We start from the raw sequence: 19,171 nt of genomic DNA, 5'->3' as shown, positions 1-19,171 counted from the left end.
TTACTGTTTCCATTTGTTCCATCTGGATTCTATATTTTTTGGGGAAAGGATGATCATTTCATTTTTCAGATCTGCCAGAACAATTCCTCCATTATTCCCCGAATTGAAAATATTGAATATTTCATCAGCTTTCGTATCCATAAAAAGATTGAAATAATAAGCCTGCTGAAAGCTGTTTTCATATTGTTTAAGCTGCATGAGAGCATCAAAAATCACTTTCTTTGCGGCAGTCTGATCCTGATTAAAAAGATTATCCAGCCCTGCTCTGTGATAAGAATAACTGGTAGAACGCAACTGGCTCCAGTTCGGGCTCAAAATTTCCTTGATTAAAATAGAGCGGCTTCTGGGCTCATTGATCTGCTTCCAGCCGTCATACGTATTCTGCGATTCTCCGTTCTGGGCAATCTGCTGAGCTTTCTGGAACCATTGCGTTCCTGCCATTGACTGAAAACTGTCGGCATCAACTCCTAAAATTACATATACATAGAAACTGACAACATCAATAAGATTCTTACCTGAAAACTGTCTTTCATTGAAAATCAGGTTCTCATTTTCTACGTAATCAAAAGAAAATCGCTGATCCTGAAGATTGATAAGAGGAGATTCGTAGGTTGTGTTAAAAACCGGGCGTACAGCCTGGACAACAATAGTTCCTTTGAAACGATTTCCGTCTCTTTCGCTGATAACGATCGCAAAATTGGACTTTATTTTTTCAAAGTTCTGAAGTCTCTTTCCCGTCCAGCTCGTATTATTGATAAAATCCCGAAGGCTTTTCTCCAATGCTTTGTATGCCGACTGGTTACTCCCTCCCAACTGCTGCGAATTCACCTGAACGGTAGCCAGCAACTCCTGAGAAAAACTGAGATTACACAAAAACAGAAGTAAAAATATGCTTATAATTTTTTTCATTTTTCTAGTAAAGATTGAGAACGGAAATTTATTAAATTTATTTTAAAAGTTGAGTTTCAACGAAATCCAAAATATCTTTGGCGACATGCTCTTTAGATTTCAAATCAAATTCTTTCTTTTCTGTTGGGGTAAATATTTTTATTTTATTGGTATCATTTTTAAAACCCGCGCCTTCGTCACGAAGTGAGTTTAAAACAATCATATCCAGATTTTTCTTTTGTAATTTAGCTTTGGCATTTTCCTCTTCATTTTGAGTTTCGAGTGCGAAACCTACCAAAAACTGATGGGTTTTCTTTTCACCCATAGTTTTAAGAATGTCAGGATTTTTAACCAGTTCAATTGTTAAATGATCATCATTCTTTTTAATCTTTTCTTTAGCGACTTCCTTGGGTGCATAATCTGCAACAGCAGCACTTGCAATTCCGATGTCAGCTTTATCATAGAATTCAAAAACCTTTTCCAGCATTTCTTTTGCTGAAATTACTTTATGAAGTTCAATATTTTTATGATCTGTTTTTTCAGAACTCGGCCCGGAAATTAAAATAACTTTCGCCCCTCTTTTTGCAGCTTCTTCCGCTAAAGAAAACCCCATTTTCCCGGAAGAATGATTTCCGATAAATCTTACAGGATCAATGGCCTCGTACGTTGGTCCGGCTGTAATTAAAACCGTTTTTCCTTCCAGCGTTTTTTTAGTATTAGAATTAAAAAAGTCTTCAATTGTTTTGGTTATGGTTTCAGGTTCCGACATTCTGCCCTGCCCGATCAATCCGCTTGCCAGCTCGCCATTTTCTGCAGGAATAATAATATGACCAAAACTTTCGGCCAATTCCAGATTCTTTTTTGTAGAAGGGTGTGCATACATATCCAGATCCATCGCAGGCGCAATAAAAACAGGACATTTTGCAGACATGTAGGTTGCTATAACCAGATTATCACACATCCCGTGAACCATTTTCGATAAGGTACCTGCCGTACAAGGCGCAACAATCATTACATCTGCCCATAAAGCCAATTCAACATGACTATTCCATGTTCCATTATCACTATAAAAATCTGAATACACAGGTCTTTTAGACAATGTTGAAATACTTAGTTTGGTCACAAAATTTTCTGCATCCGGCGTCATGATTGCCTGTACTTCTGCACCTTTTTTTAATAAAATCTCTGATGAGAAAGTGAATTTTGTAAGCTGCAATTCCTCCGGAAATTGCGATGAGAATTTTTTTGCCGGAAAGACTCATTCAATTTTAATTTTTAAGAATACTAAATTACTTATTTTTTCTTACAAACCTGTTCAAACAACAAAGGTCATAAAGAAAAGATTTCCTTTATGACCTTTATATATAAAAAACACATTGATTCTTATTTTCTTTCTTCAGTTTTTCTGAAGTAAACATCTTCGTTCAGCCATTCTTCGATCGCAATGGAAGTCGGCTTCGGAAGTTTTTCGTAATGTTTTGAAATTTCGATCTGCTCTCTGTTTTCGAAAACTTCTTCCAATGTAGAATTGTGCACAGCGAATTCATCAAGCTTATTGTGAAGTTCCGTACGGATTTCAGCGTTGATCTGCTCTGCTCTTTTTCCCATGATAACAATCGCTTCGTAGATTGAGCCTACTTTGTCTTCAATCTTATCCTTATCGTAAGTAATGGTATTTACTTCTGCTTTTGTATCTTTTACACTCATTTTGAGAATATTAATTTTAATTTAGTTCGCAAATTTACGAATTATCTTTGAATTTTGAAAGTCGCTGCCGGCGGAGGTGTATTAATCGTTGCACTATCTCTACGGATCTGGGTTGCTTTTTTCTCTGCATCTACCTGATCTTTCATCTGCTGCTCTGTTTTTGTTTTTTCTGCATTCTGAGCTTCCAGCTTTTTTCTTGTCTTTCAGTTAAGGTAGCGATTCTTGCTTCAGTCTGCTTTTTAACAACGGCAAAATCTTTTTTCTCTTTTTCAAGCTTCTCTTTGATGTCCATTGCAGTTTTGGCAACATCTGTATTCGGCATTTCTTTTTCTATCTGTCTTGTAAACGCAAGCGCGCTTTCAATACGCTCATCTTTAAGATCATACACGGATTTGTTTGCCAGCTCGTAGCGTGATTTTACAATGTAATCGTATATCTCAGGACGAAGTTTTGTACTTGGAAAATCTTCCAGTACGTTTTCAAAAGCCACGTTTGCAGCTTTATACTCTCCCATTTTATAGTATTGTCTTGCATTCTCATAAGCTTTGAATTCAAGCTTGTAAGAAAGTTCCTCAATAAGTGTATTGATATTTTTAGATCTTTCAGAATTCGGATAGTTGTTCAGAAATTCCTGAAGTTCGTTGATGGCAGACTGTGTGGTAGACTGATCCAGATTATAATCCATCGATCCTTCGTAATAACACAGAGCCGACATATAAGCCGCTTCCTCCGCTCTGGGATCCTTAGGAAAATTTACAGCAAAATTTTTAAACTGATTTCCTGCCAGTCTGAAATTCTTATCATAATAGTTGGCATAGGCCGTATTGAACCCTACATTGGTTACATCATCGGTTCCTGCTACCAGATTTGTAAGCCTGTCATAAAGTGCCAATGCATTTTTCCATTTCTTTTTAGCAAAATTTTCATTGGCGGTTTTTAGGATGAGGTCTTTATCCGCGCTTTTCATTGCTCTTTCCTGTTTGCTTACGCATGATGCTACTACAGCTACAGCAAAAAGTCCTAAAATATATTTTTTCATATAAAAAATTCAACAGTTTTCGGATTTTACATCCGATTTACTAATTTGCAAAAATATAACTTTTTTTGTCAATAGATTTTTTTTTATGATTATTTAACGTAAATTTAGTCTGCTGCGTATCCTAAAATGGCAAAAACACTCATTAAAAGATTCATTTTCACTTTTTTTTCTGCTTCTTTAGCGTAGGTTTCTTCATCTTTGTTGGGTACATAAAGCTCGTAAAAATTTCTGTTACGGATAACAAATAAAGTAGAACCAATAATAGACGTCAGAATATCTTCAGGTTTTGGCGTAAAGGTAAATACTCCTGATGCCACCCCTTTTTTGATAACTTCGTCAAGCTTTTTAACAAAAAGCTGATAAAAATCCATCAGTTCATCTTTCAGATTTTCTGTATGACGAAGTTCCTGTGTTACAAATCCGTGAAAATAATTGTATTTAAATAATTGAGCAACAATATATTTAATAATTTCTTTCATCTGCATTTCCGGTTTTCCATCTTTAATGGTATCCGCAAATTCAGAAAAATTTTCTCTTGTTTTCAATACTCTGTACTGATAGAGATACGACATCATTTTTTCTTTGGAACCGAAGTAATAAGAAATCATTGCAACATTGATATTCGCTTTGGAGCAGATATCTCTCACCGATGTGCCTTCATATCCTTTTTTGGCGATCAGCTCTTCGGCAATGTCTAAAATGTGTATTTGTTTTTCTGTAAATTTTTTCCTCATGAATTGCACTTTGAGTAAAGTTAAGAAATTTTTAACATATTTATAAACGTTCGTTTAAGAATTTTATATTAAATCTAAATTTATAGTATTTTTGAATATGAATTTTTTTGATTTTCATCATCATAAGAAAAATAACTCTTGCGGAATCTACAACCTCAACTGGAAAAGCACACCAACAAATTTTCCTTATTCTATAGGAATCCATCCTAAAGATATTGATACTGAAAACATTGATAGTCAATTCGACTGGCTTCTTTCAAACATTACTGAAAACTGCTTTGCCATCGGAGAATGCGGCCTTGACTCTTTTGTTGATACGGATATGAAAATTCAGGAAGAAGTTTTTTTAAAACAGATTAAATTGGCCAATGAAATTAAAAAGCCAATCATCATCCATTGTGTGAGAAAATTTTATGAAGTAATTTCGTTTAAGAAATATGCGGAACAGCCGATGATTATTCATGGTTTTAACAAAAAAGGAAGTGTTGCAGAAGACTTGTTGAAAAATAATTTTTACCTGAGTTTTGGAAAAGCAGTTTTGTATAATTTATCTTTGCAAAATACTTTGAAAATGATTCCTTTAGATAAAATATTTCTGGAAACCGACAACGAGAATTTCAATATCGAAGAGTTGTACGTAAAAGTTTCTGAGCTAAAAGGCATTTCACTGGAAAATTTAAATAAACAAATTACAGAAAATTTAGAGACAATAAAAAATGGATAAAAAGTGGTTGGAAAGAACAGAACTTCTTATTAAGGAAGAAGGTTTGAAAAAGTTGAATAAAGCGACTGTTCTGGTTGTAGGATTAGGAGGTGTCGGTTCTTTTGCAGCAGAATTTCTTGCCAGAGCCGGAGTCGGGAGTATGACGATCGTAGATGGCGACACAGTAGATATCACCAATGTCAACAGGCAATTACCAGCCCTACATTCGACCGTAGGAAAGCACAAGGTGGAAGTTGTTGCGGAGAGGCTTTTGGACATTAATCCTGACCTTAATTTAATAAAAATCAATGAATTTCTGAATCCTGAAAGAATGGATGAAGTGCTGGATTCTGCAAAATTCGATTATGTTTTGGATTGTATCGACAGTGTTACGCCGAAGCTATGCCTGATTATTGCCGCTAAAAGAAGAAGAATAAAAATTGTAAGCTCAATGGGAGCAGGCGGAAAAACCGACCCAAGCAAAGTGATGATAAGAGACATCAGCAAAACCGAACACTGCCATCTCGCAAGGCAGGTAAGGAAAAGGCTTAAAAAAGAAAAAATCGATAAAGGAGTACGCTGTGTTTTTGCCAATGATATTCAGGATGAAGATAGTTTAAAAATGACCGACGGCACTCAATACAAGAGATCTTTTTACGGCACCATAAGCTATATGCCTGCCATTTTTGGATTATATGCTGCTTCAGAGGTTATCAATTATTTAATTAAGAAAGATTAAATTTATGCTATTTAAATGCATTCTGCCGTTGCTGCTACAGATTAACCATTAATCTTATTGCAGCGTATCACAATTAGAAACATGAAAAATTGCATTATATTTACAGTCCGTAAATGACAAACTTCAAATATCCCAAAGCCGAAAAGCTTAAGAAAAATTCCGAGATCTCTTTACTTTTTGAAAAAGGTAAATGGAGAACGAATGGGAATTTGAGAATTATTATCCTTAAAAATAAGCCAACAACTCCTGTTGAAGCCACAAAATTTGCGGTTTCAGTTTCTAAAAAATATTTTAAAAAAAGCGGTTCACAGAAATAGAGTAAAAAAGACTTTTGCGTGAATGTTATCGTCTTCATAAAGATCTTTTTAGAGAGGCTTTTGGAGATCAGACACTGGCAATGCTTTTCTGGGTATCGCCTGAAATACCGCAAAAATTTCAGGATGTTGAAGAGCAGTTCATCAAGCTTTGCCAAGCTCAGAAAAAAAGCTGAAATACAAAAAGAAATCGTTGCATATAATAAAAAATAACAGGCAGAATTTTTCTGCCTGTTATTTTTTTATAATCGTTAAAAAAGGAATTTATCCTTTTGTTCTGAAATCTTTAATTTCCTGAATTCTTTCTTCAAAATACTCTTTTTTCGCAGGTGTTTTTTTAATTAAAATTTCAAACGCTTTGATTGCCTTTGTATAAAGCTTTTGCTCGAAATACAAATTAGCCAGAGTCTCTGTCATCAAATGAGAAATGTCGTCTCCTTTTTCCCTGACAACGAAATTACTTTCTTCTTTGAGTTGACTGATCTTAGGATTGTTTTCAATAAAACTTTCAATAACCTTATTCTTTACTTCTATTTTTTCCTTTTCAGGCTCCTCTTGGCGGTCAATTTTCAGCCAGCTCTGCCATGTGTTGATGAATCCAGGAACGTTACTGTCAATAGGACCGGATGTTTTATTTTCAGCAGTATTTGCTAAAGGAGCTTTGGTAGATTGTTCCTCTGCATTGATGATCTGCTCGCTTTCTTTTTGTTCGTCTTTTTTCTCAGGGTGAGGAATCGACCAGCCGGAACCAAAGAAAGAAACATTCATAACAGGTACTTCTTCTTTAGTTGCATCCGTTTTTTCAAAAATGTTGTTTTCTTCCTGTGTTTTTTCTGATGGTTCTACATCTTCAGAATTCTTATCCTGCAATGGTTCAGAAGGATTTTCTATTTCAGGATGAGTATCGTTTTGAACTTCATTTTGTACCTGTTCTTGGGAAGTTTCTTTTAAAGATATTTCCGGTTCAGGCTGAGTGATTTCTTCAGGTTTACTGAGTAAAGCATCAGGAAGGTTCGTTTCAAATGACATAGGCTTCCATGCAGAATTTACTTCGGGTTCGGGCTCCTGAATATTTTCTGGCGCTTCATCTTTGGGCTTTATTTCAGGCTGTTCAATTTCAGACTTTATCTCTTTGGTTTCATCCTTCGCGTTTAATTCTACCGGTTTCACATCAAAGCTTTGAGTTTCTGCAAAACTAATGTCGTGACCAATATTTTCCGGCTCTTCCTGCTTTTGAGTTTTTTCGGAAGCAGCTTTCTCTTTCATCTTTCTCTCAACTTCTTCAATGAGACGGCGCATTTCATCTTCATGTTTACTGAAGTTTGGCTGAGGAATTTCCGGTATTTTCTCTTCCGTATTATTAGCCTTTATTTTTACCTCGGGCAGGAAAGATTCCATGCCGTGAAAACTCAATTCAGCATTATCGCGAACAGATTCTTCTTCTTTCAACGATGAGATTTCATCTTCATTGATAATCGTTTCGGGAGTAAAATCTGCCGTTTCTTCTGTATTTAAAGATAAATCTTTTTGTTCCGTAAAAGTTTCTGTATTCTTTTCAAGGTTTTCCTCAGATTGATTTGCTGGAACCTGAATATCAGAAAGAAAAGGTTCTGTTTCGTGGAAACTCAGGTCAGATTCATCAAGAATATTTTCTTTTTCGGTTTCAAAAGTTATTTTTTCTTCTTCAACAATTGTTTCAAGGGTAAAGCTTTCTGCTTCCGGAATCTCGGTCTTTCTTTCTTCCTGAAGGTCTATAGCAATTTCATCAGATTGCGGCAGTTCGCTTTTCTCAGTTTTCTGCGTAATGATAGAACCGGATTCTAAGGTAGCTTCAAGATCAATAGTTTCCACGCTTTCATCTTCCAGGAAATTTTCTTCTCCTTCAAATAAAATTCTGTTGCGCTCTCCTTTAACAAAAACTTCTTTAAATTCAGGCTTTGGAACAGGTGGCACTCCAAAACTTTCTTCACTTTTTTGGACATTATCTGTCTGCTCCTCAACAGCCTCATTACTTTTAACCTCTTCAACATCAGCATCATCCTCTCTTTTCAAAGGAAAAGCCGAAGCCTTGGATTTCAATAAAAGCTGAAGCGGATTTTCAGAGGGAATTACCTTTTCCTTCACCGTTTCAGCCGGCTCTTCAGCTTTAGGTTTCTGCTGAATTTTTCCGTTAATCAACTGATAAAGAATTTTCTTATCTGTAGTATAAGCAGCCGTGGTGGAAAGCACTCTCTGATAATTATCCTTATCATAAAGATGCACTCCATACAAATATAACGCTCTGATATTTTGAACATAGGGAAAAGAATTAATTTCCTCTTCCAGAAGATGGAGATCTTCTGACTGTATGTTTTTCGGGGTCTTTAATAATTCTAAAACTCTATGATTCATCTTACCAGTTCGCTACAATGTCGTTAAATATCTTATTAATAATCCTGTCGGTCGCAATTTTCACCTGAGAGCTTTCGATCTCTGACTGTGACAAATTACTGTTAAAAACCGCTTCATCAGAATACGTTCTGTCGAAACTTACGTCCGGGTGAATTTTGTTTTCATAATGCACTTTTACGGTGATCGTCAGCTTATTCTGAGATTCCTGTACTGTTCCTCCTGAAGTTGTAGCCACTGTAGTTGAGCTGATTGTCGTAGGGGTAATGGAATAATCCGTAATCTCTCCTTCTACCAAAATATCGGGACTTTCTTTCGTTCCTTTTAAAGTCGTTCTCTGTAAAAACCGGTTCTGAATATCGGTTGAAAACTGCTGCGAAAGTGTCGGATTCACCAAAGGAGCATTATTCGGGAATTCGTTGATCTGAATCGTCTTTTCATCAGTAAGAGATGATCCCGTGAAACTGTAGCAGGAATTCAGAATTCCTACACACAGCAATAAAAACCAGAAACCTGGTTGTTTAACTTTGATATTTTTAATTTTAAAATTCATTTTTAATTCCAATTTCCTGAATTTCATCATAAGTAACCTGCTTCATTGCATCTTCAAACGCAAAATAATTGCACACATATACCAATGGTAATGTAAAAATAAGACCGATGAAACAAGCTATAACTCCTAGCTGTCCTAAAATTCCCACGACAAGAGAATATAAAAAGATAGACAGCAGATTACCTTTTCCCATTGTAACAGACATATTCCAGGCTGTTTTTACGTCTGTTATTCCTCCCAAAGAAATTAATGCCGGCATATAAAATGCTTTCAAAGAAACTATTAAAATGGCAATATAGATCACAAAAGCATAAACCATAAAAAGTAATGGCGGCCCCGCAGAAGGATCTCTGTCTGCCATCATAGGTAACATGAAAAGCATCGGAATATAGATAAGCAAAATTGCTCCGACTAAAATTAACTGCATGATAAAATACGGCGTAAAGTTGTCGAAATTAAAAATATCTCCCGCACTTACAGGCTTCCCGGCTTTCAGATCCCTGCAGTATCTGTAGAAATTACCGACTGCCAATAATCCGCAGAAGGGAATAATACACATCAGAATACACAATAAAAACGCTCCCAAAATATTTCCGAAATTGTTTTTTAGAAATTCAAAGCCATTGCTGATGTACTCACCAAGTTTAAAGTCAACCGGTTTCGCATTAATTTTTATCATGATTTATTTTTAATTTTATTCTTCTAAATTATATTGTTTTATTTTTCTGTACAATGTTCTTTGTGAAATCCCCAGCTCATCCGCAGCTTTATTCCTCCTCCCTTTATGCTTTTCCAAAGCTTTGATTATCAAATCTTTTTCATTATTCTGAAGGGATAAAGATTCCGGTTTGTTTTCCTCGATCTCAATATCTTCAACATCCTCATAGCTGTCTTCCTGTCCTGAAATGATCGTAGGATTCTGGATAACCGGAACATCATTATTTTTATTTTCAAAAAACAATAAAGAATTCGGAGCAACATTCTGTTGACTTTCAGGGGTATAAATCCTGTTGATCAGATTCTTTTCATGATTGCTGAGATCAGAATTATCGCGGTTCTTTATCAATTCCGAAGTTAAGGATTTTAAATCATTAATATCATTTCTCATATCAAAGAGAATCTTGTACATGATTTCTCTTTCACTGCCAAAATCGTTTTGTTTCTGATTATTGGGAGTATTCACAACCATCGGAAGGTGAGATTCCATTGGTATATACTCTGCTAATTTTTCTACCGTTACCTTTCTGTCCCTTTCGACTACAGTCATTTGCTCAACCAGATTTCTCAGTTGGCGAACATTTCCCGGGAAGGTATAATTTTCTACATAATGAACTGCTCCCGGCTCCAGCTCCAATTCCGGCATTCTGTATTTTTCGGCAAAATCAATGGCAAACTTCCTGAAAAGAAGATGAATATCCCCTTTTCTTTCTCTTAAAGGCGGCATATCGATTTGAACGGTATTCAGACGATAAAACAAATCTTCGCGGAATCTTCCGTCCTGAATAGCCTTCATCATATTCACATTGGTAGCCGCAACAATTCTTACATTTGTTTTCTGAACCTGAGAAGACCCCACTTTCATAAATTCGCCACTTTCCAACACTCTCAAAAGGCGAACCTGTGTCTGCAGAGGTAATTCTCCTACCTCATCCAGGAAAATTGTTCCGCCGTCTGCTACTTCAAAATATCCTTTTCGGGTTGCAGTAGCACCTGTAAATGCACCTTTTTCGTGTCCGAACAATTCAGAATCAATGGTTCCTTCCGGAATAGCTCCGCAGTTTACGACGATATAAGGCTGATGTTTTCTTTTAGACTCCGAATGAATAATTTTAGGGATAAATTCTTTCCCGACACCACTTTCACCAATTACAAGGACGGAAATATCTGTTGGAGCCACCTGAATGGCTTTTTCTAAAGCTCGGTTTAGGGCCGGAAAATTCCCGATAATTCCAAAGCGGTTTTTTATGTTTTGTAGCTCGTTACTCATAAATATTAGATTATTTTATTTACAGTTGTTATTTTTCTGTAAAATTTGATTGATAGTTAAAATGATTTTGAATTCTTATACTTAAATCAAATTATATCTAAATAATCTTTATTTCTGACTTTTGAAACTTTAGTTTCAAAATATAAAATCCTGGCAAAGAGATTGTCTTTACTGCTTTTTTCGTAATTGTAAAGGAATAGCTGATGTTTTTGGTTATTACCAAAATCTGTCCCGAATTTGCTTTTGAAAAACGAATTTTGATTCTGACTAGGAAAACCTCTTCCAATCAGGTCAGCGGCTTTTTCTTTATAACCGATTGCAAAATTTCGGATAGATCGTTTATTAACGCAAAATCCACCTGAAACTTCGTGATTCTTATTTAAAATCTGACTGTAAAGTCTGTATAATTGTTGACAGTCATCATTATTTTTGAAAGAACCATTGGTGGCCTGCCCCGAAATATTGCTGCAGATTATTACCAACAGTACACTTAGGCAATATTTATGAAGTTTTTCCATTGTCTGAGTTTAAAATGTTAATAAAATCTTGTTTACTCGGCAATACTGTAAAATATTTACTCGCAAAAATTTGTTCGTTGTCTTCCGGCAAAGTGTATTGAACCAACGCTTCACTTTTGTCCTGACAAAGAATAATTCCTATTGTCTTATTTTCTCCTTCCAGAAGCTTTTCTCTGTCAAAATAATTCACATACATCTGCATCTGTCCGATATCCTGATGCTTCAACTCACCAATTTTTAAATCAATCAACACAAAGCATCTCAGGATCCTGTTATAAAAAACCAAATCTATATAAAAATGTTTCTCTTCAAAAGTAATTCTCTGCTGTCGTCCGACAAATGTAAAACCGTTGCCTAGCTCTAAAAGAAAATGTTCTAATTTATCAATTAATTCAGATTCCAGATCATTTTCAGAGTAATTTGGTTTTTCAGACAATCCTAAAAATTCCAGCACATAAGGATCCTTGATGAGATCTTTTGGCTTTTCTATAATATGTCCTTTTTCTGCAAGCTGAAGAATTTCTTCTTTATTTTTACTTAAAGAAAGCCTCGTGTATAAAGCAAAATCATATTGTCTTTGCAGTTCGCGTAAGCTCCAGTTATTTTTATCGCTTTCAATTTCGTAGAATTTTCTTTCATTACTATCCTTGATCCTCATCAATTTAAGATAATGCGACCATGAGAGATTGAATTTCGCAGGAACCGTCTGCTGAATTTGCCTGCTTTGCAGATTGTCAGATAGTGTTTGTCCTTTTTCACTCTGTTTATCAGAAGCTTGTAAAAAGACAGACGGTGTTTGTCTTTTTGAGTAAACAATATAAAATTGTCTAATTTGTTTAAGGTTTGAAACAGAAAATCCCTTACCAAATTTTTCTGTAAGATGTAAAGATAAATCTTTAAGAGCAGCCTTGCCGTATTCCGCCCTGCTTTCACCCTTTTGCTCATCTTCTACAATCATTCTTCCGATTTCGTAATAAGTAAAAACAATGGTTTGATTAACAGCAATCACAACTTTATTCCTGGCATTTTCAAGCAATGCAGAAATATTCTTTATAAGCTGTTCATTCGTTAAATCCACGTTATCGTTTATTTTGAAACAGTTTCCCCTAAAAGTGTGCCTTGCGTATTATCGAATACAAAAACGTCCACAATGTCACCAATTTTCTGCCCTTCGAGTTTATCAAAAACACAAACTGCATTCTGGGAATTTCTTCCTTTCCACTGATTTTCGTTCTTTTTGGAAGTTCCTTCGATCAAAACCTGGTGAACTCTTCCTACATAAGACTTCATTCTTTCTCTGGATAATTCTCCCTGCAAAGCAATTACCTCAGCCAGACGTCTTTGTTTAACATCAGCAGGAATGTTATCTTCCATTTTTTTATGAGCAGGAGTTCCGGGTCTTTCTGAGTAGGCAAACATATAACCGTAGTCATACTCCACTTCTCTCATCAGACTTAATGTATCCTGGTGATCTTCTTCAGTTTCATTGCAGAAACCAACGATCATATCTTGAGAAAATGCTACTTCAGGAACAATTTCTTTCGCTTTTTTAATGAGATCTAAATATTCTTCGCGGGTATGCTGTCTGTTCATCGCTTCAAGCATATTGTTGCTTCCGCTCTGAACCGGCAAATGAACATATTTGCAGATATTATCGTGTTTTGCCATCATCCTGAATACATCCAGACTCATATCCTGAGGATTAGAAGTCGAGAATCTTATCCGCATCTGAGGCACTGTTTTAGCCACTAAATCAAGTAATTGTGCAAAATTAACAGCAGTTGCTTTCTGCATTTCGGATGCTTTAGCAAAATCTTTCTTAGGACCTCCTCCGTACCAAAGGTAAGAGTCTACATTCTGTCCCAGAAGCGTTATTTCTTTGTAACCATTTTCCCAGAGGCTTTTACATTCATCCAAAATTGAATGCGGGTCACGGCTTCTTTCTCTTCCTCTCGTAAAAGGAACCACACAGAAGGTACACATATTATCGCAACCTCTGGTGATGGTAACGAAAGCAGTAACACCGTTTCCGCCCAGACGAACAGGATTGATATCTGCATACGTTTCTTCTCTTGAAAGAATGACATTAATGGCATCTCTTCCGTCTTCAGTTTCTTTTAAAAGATTGGGTAAATCCCTGTAAGCATCGGGGCCAACAACCAGATCAACCAATTGTTCTTCTTCCAGGAATTTTGTTTTCAGCCTTTCCGCCATGCAGCCAAGAACACCAACGGTCATATTGGGTTTTTCTTTCTTCAGATTTTTAAATTGGGAAAGACGCATTCTCACGGTCTGCTCAGCTTTTTCACGGATAGAGCATGTATTAAGGAGAATAAGATCCGCTTCTTCAACTTTAAGCGTAGTATTGTAGCCCTGTTCATTAAGAATAGATGCAACAATTTCAGAGTCAGAGAAATTCATCTGACAACCATAACTTTCCAGAAACAATTTCTTTGAGTTTCCATCTTTTTCTGCAATCGCAAAAGCCTCTCCCTGTTTTGTTTCGTCTATATATTTTTCCTGCACGATAATCTGTTTAATATTCAATATTTAAAGTTCAAAGTTTTCGACATTAAATTTTTAAACTTTAAACTTCTGAATTAATTTGCAAAGATACAAAATATTGTGACAGAATGTCAGAGCAGTAATTTAATTAAATAAAGCATTTTCATAGAAATGGGAGATCCAAAACTTAGAACTCCCAATTATAACAATTAGTTTTCAAAAAATCAAAACTTTAGTGCATTACAATTAAATATCGATTGAAATTACAATATATCTTTAATATGCTTAAAATTACTTTTCACCGTATCCAGGGCCTCTTCCATTTTTCCGCCAAGCATCAGCTGAGCCATGGATTTGGTCATTCCCAGCACCTGGTCAAATTCAATTTTCGGAGGCAAGGCCAACGCATTGGGATTGGTAAAAATATTCAGGAGATAAGGGCCATTATAATCAAGACATTCTTTAATTGCAGATTCTGCTTCTTCAGGTTTATGAACATTTTTACCAGGATATCCCATCGCGTGAGCAATCATTGCAAAATCAGGATTGATCATATCGGTTTCATTATCCGGCATTCCTCCGACTTCCATCTCGAGTTTTACCATTCCTAACGATCTGTTGTTGAAAACGATAATCTTTACAGGAAGTTTATACTGAAATATTGTTGCCATATCTCCCAAAAGCATCGATAGACCTCCGTCACCACACATTGCGATTACCTGTCTTCCCGGATATGCCAGAGAAGCACCAATAGCCATTGGCATTGCGTTCGCCATAGAACCATGATTGAAGGATCCCAGCATTTTCCTTTCGCCTGTTCCAGTAATATATCTTGCACCCCAGACACAGCACATTCCCGTATCTACCGTAAAAACGGCATCTTTTTTTGCCAATTTATCCAAAGTATAAGCAACAAATTCAGGCTGAATAGCATCTTCTTTCCCAGGATCTTTCACATACGTTAATTGGTTTTCTTTAACCTTTTCATAGAATTCCAGTTGCTGCTTCAGGAAATTCGCATCTGTTTTTTCTTTTAACAAAGGCAATAAAGCTTTGATCGTTTCTTTCACATCTCCTGCCAGCCCAAGTTCAAGCTTGGCTCTTCGTCCCAATCTCTCAGGACTTTCATCAATCTGAACAATCTTATTTTTAACCGGCATAAATTTCTCATACGGAAAATCTGTTCCCAGCATAATTAAAAGATCCGCCTCATGCATCGCATGATATGCGGAAGGAAGACCTAAAAGCCCCGTAAGACCTACTTCATTAGGATTATTCGGCTGAATGGCCATTTTTCCACGGAAAGAATATCCCACAGGAGCCTTTAAATATTTAGATAATTCTACTACTTCCACATTCGCATTTTCTGCTCCGATTCCGCAATAGATTGTTACTTTTCTGCTTTCATTAATTAAACCGGCCAATTGACTCAGCTCTTCATCAGATGGGCGAATAACAGGATTGGTTTTGAAAATTTTATTGGAAGTCACCGCCTCTTCCGCATCCAGTTCTGAAACATCACCCGGAAGTCCGATTACCGCAACTCCTTTTTTGGAAATCGCATGCTGAATTGCGGTCTGAACGGTTCTTTGTACCTGTTCCGGCCTTGTAATCATCTGATTGTAGTAACTGCAATCGTCAAAAAGCTTGATGGTATTCGTTTCCTGAAAATAATCCATTCCCATTTCTTCGCTCGGAATGGTAGAAGCAATCACCAGCATCGGAACATGAGAACGATGCGCTTCGTAAACTCCATTAATTAAATGAACGTGACCCGGACCACAACTTCCGGCACACACCGCAAAACCATCCAGCTCGGCTTCTGCAGCGGCCGCATAAGCTCCTGCTTCTTCGTGTCTTACGTGGATCCATTCGATACTGCTTTTTTTAACGGCAATATTCAGATGATTAAGACTGTCGCCGGTAACTGCGTAGATTCTTTTCACATTTGCATTTTCGAGCATTTCTACTATTTGCTCTGCTATGTTTTTAGCCATAATTAATATTTTTTTGATGTTTATTTCATGAATGAACTGGAATGGATCAACAGCTTATCTCTGTAAAGATTATGCCATTAACAAATGTAAGAATTATCGGAATCCGAAGTAAAGGGCTTATTAATTTTAAATAAAAAACTCCACAATTTTCTGTGGAGCCTATGTTTTAAATTATTTCAATCTGATTTCTCAAAAGGTCTTCAAATTCATCTCTTTTTCTGATAAGGTGCGCTTTTCCGTTGAGGAAAAGAACTTCAGCGGGTTTTAATCTTGAATTAAAATTTGAACTCATCTCAAAACCATACGCTCCTGCGTTATGAAATGCCAAAATATCACCTTCTCTTACCTCATTCAGCTTTCTGTCCCATGCAAAAGTATCGGTTTCACAAATATTTCCGACTACAGTATAAATCCTCTCTGCTCCTTTCGGATTCGATAAATTTTCGATAACATGATAGGAATCGTAGAACATCGGACGGATCAGGTGATTAAATCCTGAATTTACGCCAACAAAAACGGTTGCCGTTGTCTGTTTGATTACATTAGCCTTAACCAATAAATATCCGCTTTTTCCTACAAGGAATTTCCCCGGTTCAAACCATAATTCAAACTTTTTCCCGGTAGATTTTGAAAATTCAGAAATCACTTTTTCTACTTTCTGTCCTAATGTTTTTACATCCGTTTCTTCTTCAGTATCCTGGTAAGGAATTTTAAAGCCACTTCCCATGTCAAGATATTTTAAATTCGGAAAATGTTCCGACAGTTCCAGCATGATATCCAACGCCTGCAGGAATACATCCGGATCTTTGATCTCGCTTCCCGTATGCATGTGAAGCCCTTCAACATTAAGGTTGGTAGATTTCATCACTCTTTCAATATGGCGAACCTGATGAATGGAAATCCCAAATTTGCTGTCGATATGCCCTGTTGAAATTTTATAGTTTCCTCCTGCGAAAATATGCGGATTGATTCTTACTAAAATAGGATAAGTATTTCCATATTTATTTCCGAACTGCTCAAGAATAGAAATATTATCAATATTAATGTGTACTCCGAAGCTCATCGCCTCTTCAATTTCGGCAAGATCAACACAATTCGGCGTGAATAATATTTTTTCTTTCGGGAATCCTGCTTTAAGCCCCAGCTTAACTTCATTAATTGACACGCAATCCAAAGAAGCACCCAGGTTCTTGACATACTTAAGGATGTTGATGTTTGTCAACGCCTTCGCAGCATAGAAGAACTTTGTGTGTTTAAGAAAAGATGATGTAAGTTTTTCATATTGAGTTTTGATGGATTCAGCATCATAAACATACACCGGCGTGCCAAATTCATTGGCAATCTTTAGTAATTCTTTCGGATTCATAATTAATTAAGTAAAAACTTCTTTTATGTTATTAAGAAACCACAAAGGTAATAAGAAATTCTTTATCATTTAAAATCAAATACATAGAATATTATTCTTTTGTTTTTTATCTTAAAGAATAAAAATCTTTAAAAAGATAATAAAAAGGTTTTTTTCATTACCTAATAAAAAGTTTTGGTATGAAAATAATTACCATTAAAATCAATAAAAACAGAGCGATAGAAAGGGGATTGGCAAAATTAACCGTCCAGCCTAAACCCGTTCTTTTGGGAGGGAATAAACGCTTGTCCTGTTTATTGTAATAGAACACGCCAAGTTTCCAGAAGGAATTTTCATCACGATTATTCATGATTGTATTTATTTAAAATGATTCTTTTTATTTCGGAAGCGGCAAAGTCTCAAAATCACTGCGGAGCAAAGCCAGCTGAAGATCGTTGATCAGATCGGCAGACTGATATTGTAAATTAATCTTTAGTTTAGAAATTTTGCTTAACGTCTGAATCTGAGTGAAGAGCTCATAAAATCCATAAGAAACGACTTTTCCGTTTTCAATAATAAGAAAGAGTTTTTCTCCGAGTTTACGGCCCTGCCCGAGCCAAAGTTCATTTCGCTTCTTGCAGTCGATTTTCTTTTTAAAAAACTCAACATCAGCATATTCTTCTATTTTTCCGATGAACTCAACCGCTTTTGCCCCCTGTGTAAAGGATCTGAATTTCAGGATGGGTTTTTCGGTTTTATTCAGCTTATTCTTTTCTACAAGATATTTGTTGTGTCTGTGATAAAGGCCGAAAGGCAATGTTTCTTTTTTTCTGATTCCTTTTGAATTCAGGATCAGCTTGGCAATAATATCCGTTCCGGTAAGCTCATAATTGATCTGTGTGACATCTTTCTGAATATTTTCCCATTTTTTAGATTTCGAATTGAAAACTTTTTTCGAAAATTTATTAATATCCTGCACATGATCGGAAAAGATAATCCGGCCTTCCTCATCCTGAAAATAAACAAATCCTTTTTCATTCGGAATATCCTGCGTCAGCTCTTTGATCTTGTTGATATAAGTTTTTGCGTTAGTCTCTTCGTGCTGTTTCTGAATGATCTCGTTTTCAGTATCTTTTGAAATTAAAAGTTTAAATAACTCCAACGTAGCACGTGCATCTCCGTCTGCGCGGTGATGATTGGTGAGAGGAATACCTAAAGATTTAACAAGTTTTCCTAACGAATAGCTTACCTCATCCGGAATCAATTTTTTAGCGAGAGGAATTGTATCTAATGTATTGATTTTAAAATCATACCCGAGTCGTTGAAAAGACTGACGAAGCATTCTGTAATCGAAATCGATATTGTGCCCCACCAAAGTGCTGTTGGCTGTGATTTCTATAATTCTGCGTGCAATTTCATGAAATTTCGGCGCCGTTGCCACCATTTTCGGGGTAATGTTCGTGAGTTTCTGAACAAAAGGGGTAATATCACTTTCCGGATTTACAAGCGAAATAAACTGGTCAATGATTTTCTGCCCATCATACCTGTAAATAGCAATATCTATAATGCATTCTTTTCTGTAACCTGCACCATTGCTTTCTATATCAATAATTGAATACATTAAATTTTATACAACTTTATCTTTTATATTAATCTTTAAATAAATAGATGTACAGACTTCATAACCGATGCCATAACGCCAGCGATTTTGTCCGGACAACCCTGCTAAATTAGGAAAAATTATATCAATCATA

Annotated in this window: 19 protein-coding genes and 1 pseudogene; 4 read left to right on the top strand and 16 right to left on the bottom strand. The window is 36.0% G+C overall.

Annotated features, from left to right (window positions below; all coding sequences use genetic code 11):
• From AAHI02_RS13895 to AAHI02_RS13875, 5 genes and pseudogenes are all read right to left on the bottom strand, one after another.
• Complete coding sequence (locus tag AAHI02_RS13895; protein ID WP_346983748.1) at nucleotides 1–909, bottom strand: DUF4835 family protein; 909 nt, start codon at nucleotides 907–909, stop codon at nucleotides 1–3.
• Nucleotides 910–946: 37 nt separating this feature from the next.
• A pseudogene (gene coaBC, locus AAHI02_RS13890) lies at nucleotides 947–2,150 on the bottom strand (bifunctional phosphopantothenoylcysteine decarboxylase/phosphopantothenate--cysteine ligase CoaBC).
• Between the two features lie 121 nt (nucleotides 2,151–2,271).
• Nucleotides 2,272–2,595, bottom strand: coding sequence for a DNA-directed RNA polymerase subunit omega (locus AAHI02_RS13885; RefSeq protein ID WP_034681463.1), 324 nt, complete (start codon nucleotides 2,593–2,595; stop codon nucleotides 2,272–2,274).
• A gap of 142 nt (nucleotides 2,596–2,737) precedes the next feature.
• Nucleotides 2,738–3,634 carry an outer membrane protein assembly factor BamD gene (gene bamD, locus AAHI02_RS13880; protein WP_346983747.1) on the bottom strand — a complete coding sequence of 299 codons (897 nt, stop codon included), beginning with the start codon at nucleotides 3,632–3,634 and terminating at the stop codon, nucleotides 2,738–2,740.
• 104 nt (nucleotides 3,635–3,738) lie between these two features.
• A complete protein-coding gene (locus AAHI02_RS13875) occupies nucleotides 3,739–4,368 on the bottom strand; it encodes a TetR family transcriptional regulator (RefSeq protein WP_346983746.1) in 630 nt (209 codons plus the stop codon).
• Between the two features lie 97 nt (nucleotides 4,369–4,465).
• On the opposite strand from AAHI02_RS13875, the gene AAHI02_RS13870 reads away from it, so the two are divergent.
• The 4 genes from AAHI02_RS13870 (at nucleotide 4,466) to AAHI02_RS13855 (ending at nucleotide 6,300) form a co-directional block, all read left to right on the top strand.
• The gene (locus tag AAHI02_RS13870; protein ID WP_346983745.1) at nucleotides 4,466–5,092 is read left to right on the top strand and encodes a TatD family hydrolase; all 627 of its coding nucleotides are present in this window, start codon (nucleotides 4,466–4,468) and stop codon (nucleotides 5,090–5,092) included.
• Entirely contained in the window at nucleotides 5,085–5,810 is a 726-nt protein-coding gene (locus AAHI02_RS13865) for a tRNA threonylcarbamoyladenosine dehydratase (RefSeq protein ID WP_346983744.1), read from the top strand. The genes AAHI02_RS13870 and AAHI02_RS13865 overlap by 8 nt, the downstream gene beginning before the upstream one ends.
• Before the next feature lie 113 nt (nucleotides 5,811–5,923).
• Nucleotides 5,924–6,127: a ribonuclease P protein component gene (locus AAHI02_RS13860; RefSeq protein ID WP_346983743.1), complete on the top strand. Its 204-nt coding sequence runs from the start codon at nucleotides 5,924–5,926 to the stop codon at nucleotides 6,125–6,127.
• A 14-nt stretch (nucleotides 6,128–6,141) separates the two neighbouring features.
• A complete protein-coding gene (locus AAHI02_RS13855; RefSeq protein ID WP_346983742.1) occupies nucleotides 6,142–6,300 on the top strand; it encodes a hypothetical protein in 159 nt (52 codons plus the stop codon).
• An 88-nt stretch (nucleotides 6,301–6,388) separates the two neighbouring features.
• Here the strand turns inward: AAHI02_RS13855 and AAHI02_RS13850 are convergent, their stop codons facing one another.
• From AAHI02_RS13850 to AAHI02_RS13800, 11 genes are all read right to left on the bottom strand, one after another.
• Nucleotides 6,389–8,515, bottom strand: coding sequence for a hypothetical protein (locus AAHI02_RS13850; protein WP_346983741.1), 2,127 nt, complete (start codon nucleotides 8,513–8,515; stop codon nucleotides 6,389–6,391).
• Nucleotide 8,516: 1 nt separating this feature from the next.
• Entirely contained in the window at nucleotides 8,517–9,065 is a 549-nt protein-coding gene (locus tag AAHI02_RS13845; RefSeq protein ID WP_346983740.1) for an LptE family protein, read from the bottom strand.
• Nucleotides 9,055–9,744 carry a hypothetical protein gene (locus AAHI02_RS13840; protein WP_346983739.1) on the bottom strand — a complete coding sequence of 230 codons (690 nt, stop codon included), beginning with the start codon at nucleotides 9,742–9,744 and terminating at the stop codon, nucleotides 9,055–9,057. The genes AAHI02_RS13845 and AAHI02_RS13840 overlap by 11 nt, the downstream gene beginning before the upstream one ends.
• Before the next feature lie 15 nt (nucleotides 9,745–9,759).
• Nucleotides 9,760–11,052 carry a sigma-54 dependent transcriptional regulator gene (locus tag AAHI02_RS13835; protein WP_346983738.1) on the bottom strand — a complete coding sequence of 431 codons (1,293 nt, stop codon included), beginning with the start codon at nucleotides 11,050–11,052 and terminating at the stop codon, nucleotides 9,760–9,762.
• A gap of 86 nt (nucleotides 11,053–11,138) precedes the next feature.
• Entirely contained in the window at nucleotides 11,139–11,570 is a 432-nt protein-coding gene (locus tag AAHI02_RS13830; protein ID WP_346983737.1) for a hypothetical protein, read from the bottom strand.
• Nucleotides 11,554–12,648 (bottom strand): PDDEXK nuclease domain-containing protein, encoded by a 1,095-nt coding sequence (locus AAHI02_RS13825; protein ID WP_346983736.1) that lies wholly within the window; start codon nucleotides 12,646–12,648, stop codon nucleotides 11,554–11,556. Before AAHI02_RS13825 ends, AAHI02_RS13830 begins: the two co-directional genes overlap by 17 nt.
• 8 nt (nucleotides 12,649–12,656) lie before the next feature.
• The gene (gene miaB / locus AAHI02_RS13820) at nucleotides 12,657–14,096 is read right to left on the bottom strand and encodes a tRNA (N6-isopentenyl adenosine(37)-C2)-methylthiotransferase MiaB (RefSeq protein ID WP_346986621.1); all 1,440 of its coding nucleotides are present in this window, start codon (nucleotides 14,094–14,096) and stop codon (nucleotides 12,657–12,659) included.
• A gap of 242 nt (nucleotides 14,097–14,338) precedes the next feature.
• A complete protein-coding gene (locus AAHI02_RS13815; RefSeq protein ID WP_346983735.1) occupies nucleotides 14,339–16,072 on the bottom strand; it encodes a thiamine pyrophosphate-dependent enzyme in 1,734 nt (577 codons plus the stop codon).
• Nucleotides 16,073–16,238: 166 nt separating this feature from the next.
• Nucleotides 16,239–17,438, bottom strand: coding sequence for a diaminopimelate decarboxylase (lysA, locus tag AAHI02_RS13810; RefSeq protein ID WP_346983734.1), 1,200 nt, complete (start codon nucleotides 17,436–17,438; stop codon nucleotides 16,239–16,241).
• 157 nt (nucleotides 17,439–17,595) lie between these two features.
• Complete coding sequence (locus AAHI02_RS13805; protein ID WP_346983733.1) at nucleotides 17,596–17,787, bottom strand: DUF5808 domain-containing protein; 192 nt, start codon at nucleotides 17,785–17,787, stop codon at nucleotides 17,596–17,598.
• 27 nt (nucleotides 17,788–17,814) lie between these two features.
• Nucleotides 17,815–19,038 carry a 3'-5' exonuclease gene (locus AAHI02_RS13800; RefSeq protein WP_346983732.1) on the bottom strand — a complete coding sequence of 408 codons (1,224 nt, stop codon included), beginning with the start codon at nucleotides 19,036–19,038 and terminating at the stop codon, nucleotides 17,815–17,817.
• Nucleotides 19,039–19,171 lie beyond the last annotated feature (133 nt).

Source organism: Chryseobacterium sp. POE27 (assembly GCF_039727685.1).
GTDB lineage: Bacteria > Bacteroidota > Bacteroidia > Flavobacteriales > Weeksellaceae > Chryseobacterium.
Note: the sequence above shows the minus strand (reverse complement) of the source record. Positions and strands in the feature narration are given on the sequence as shown.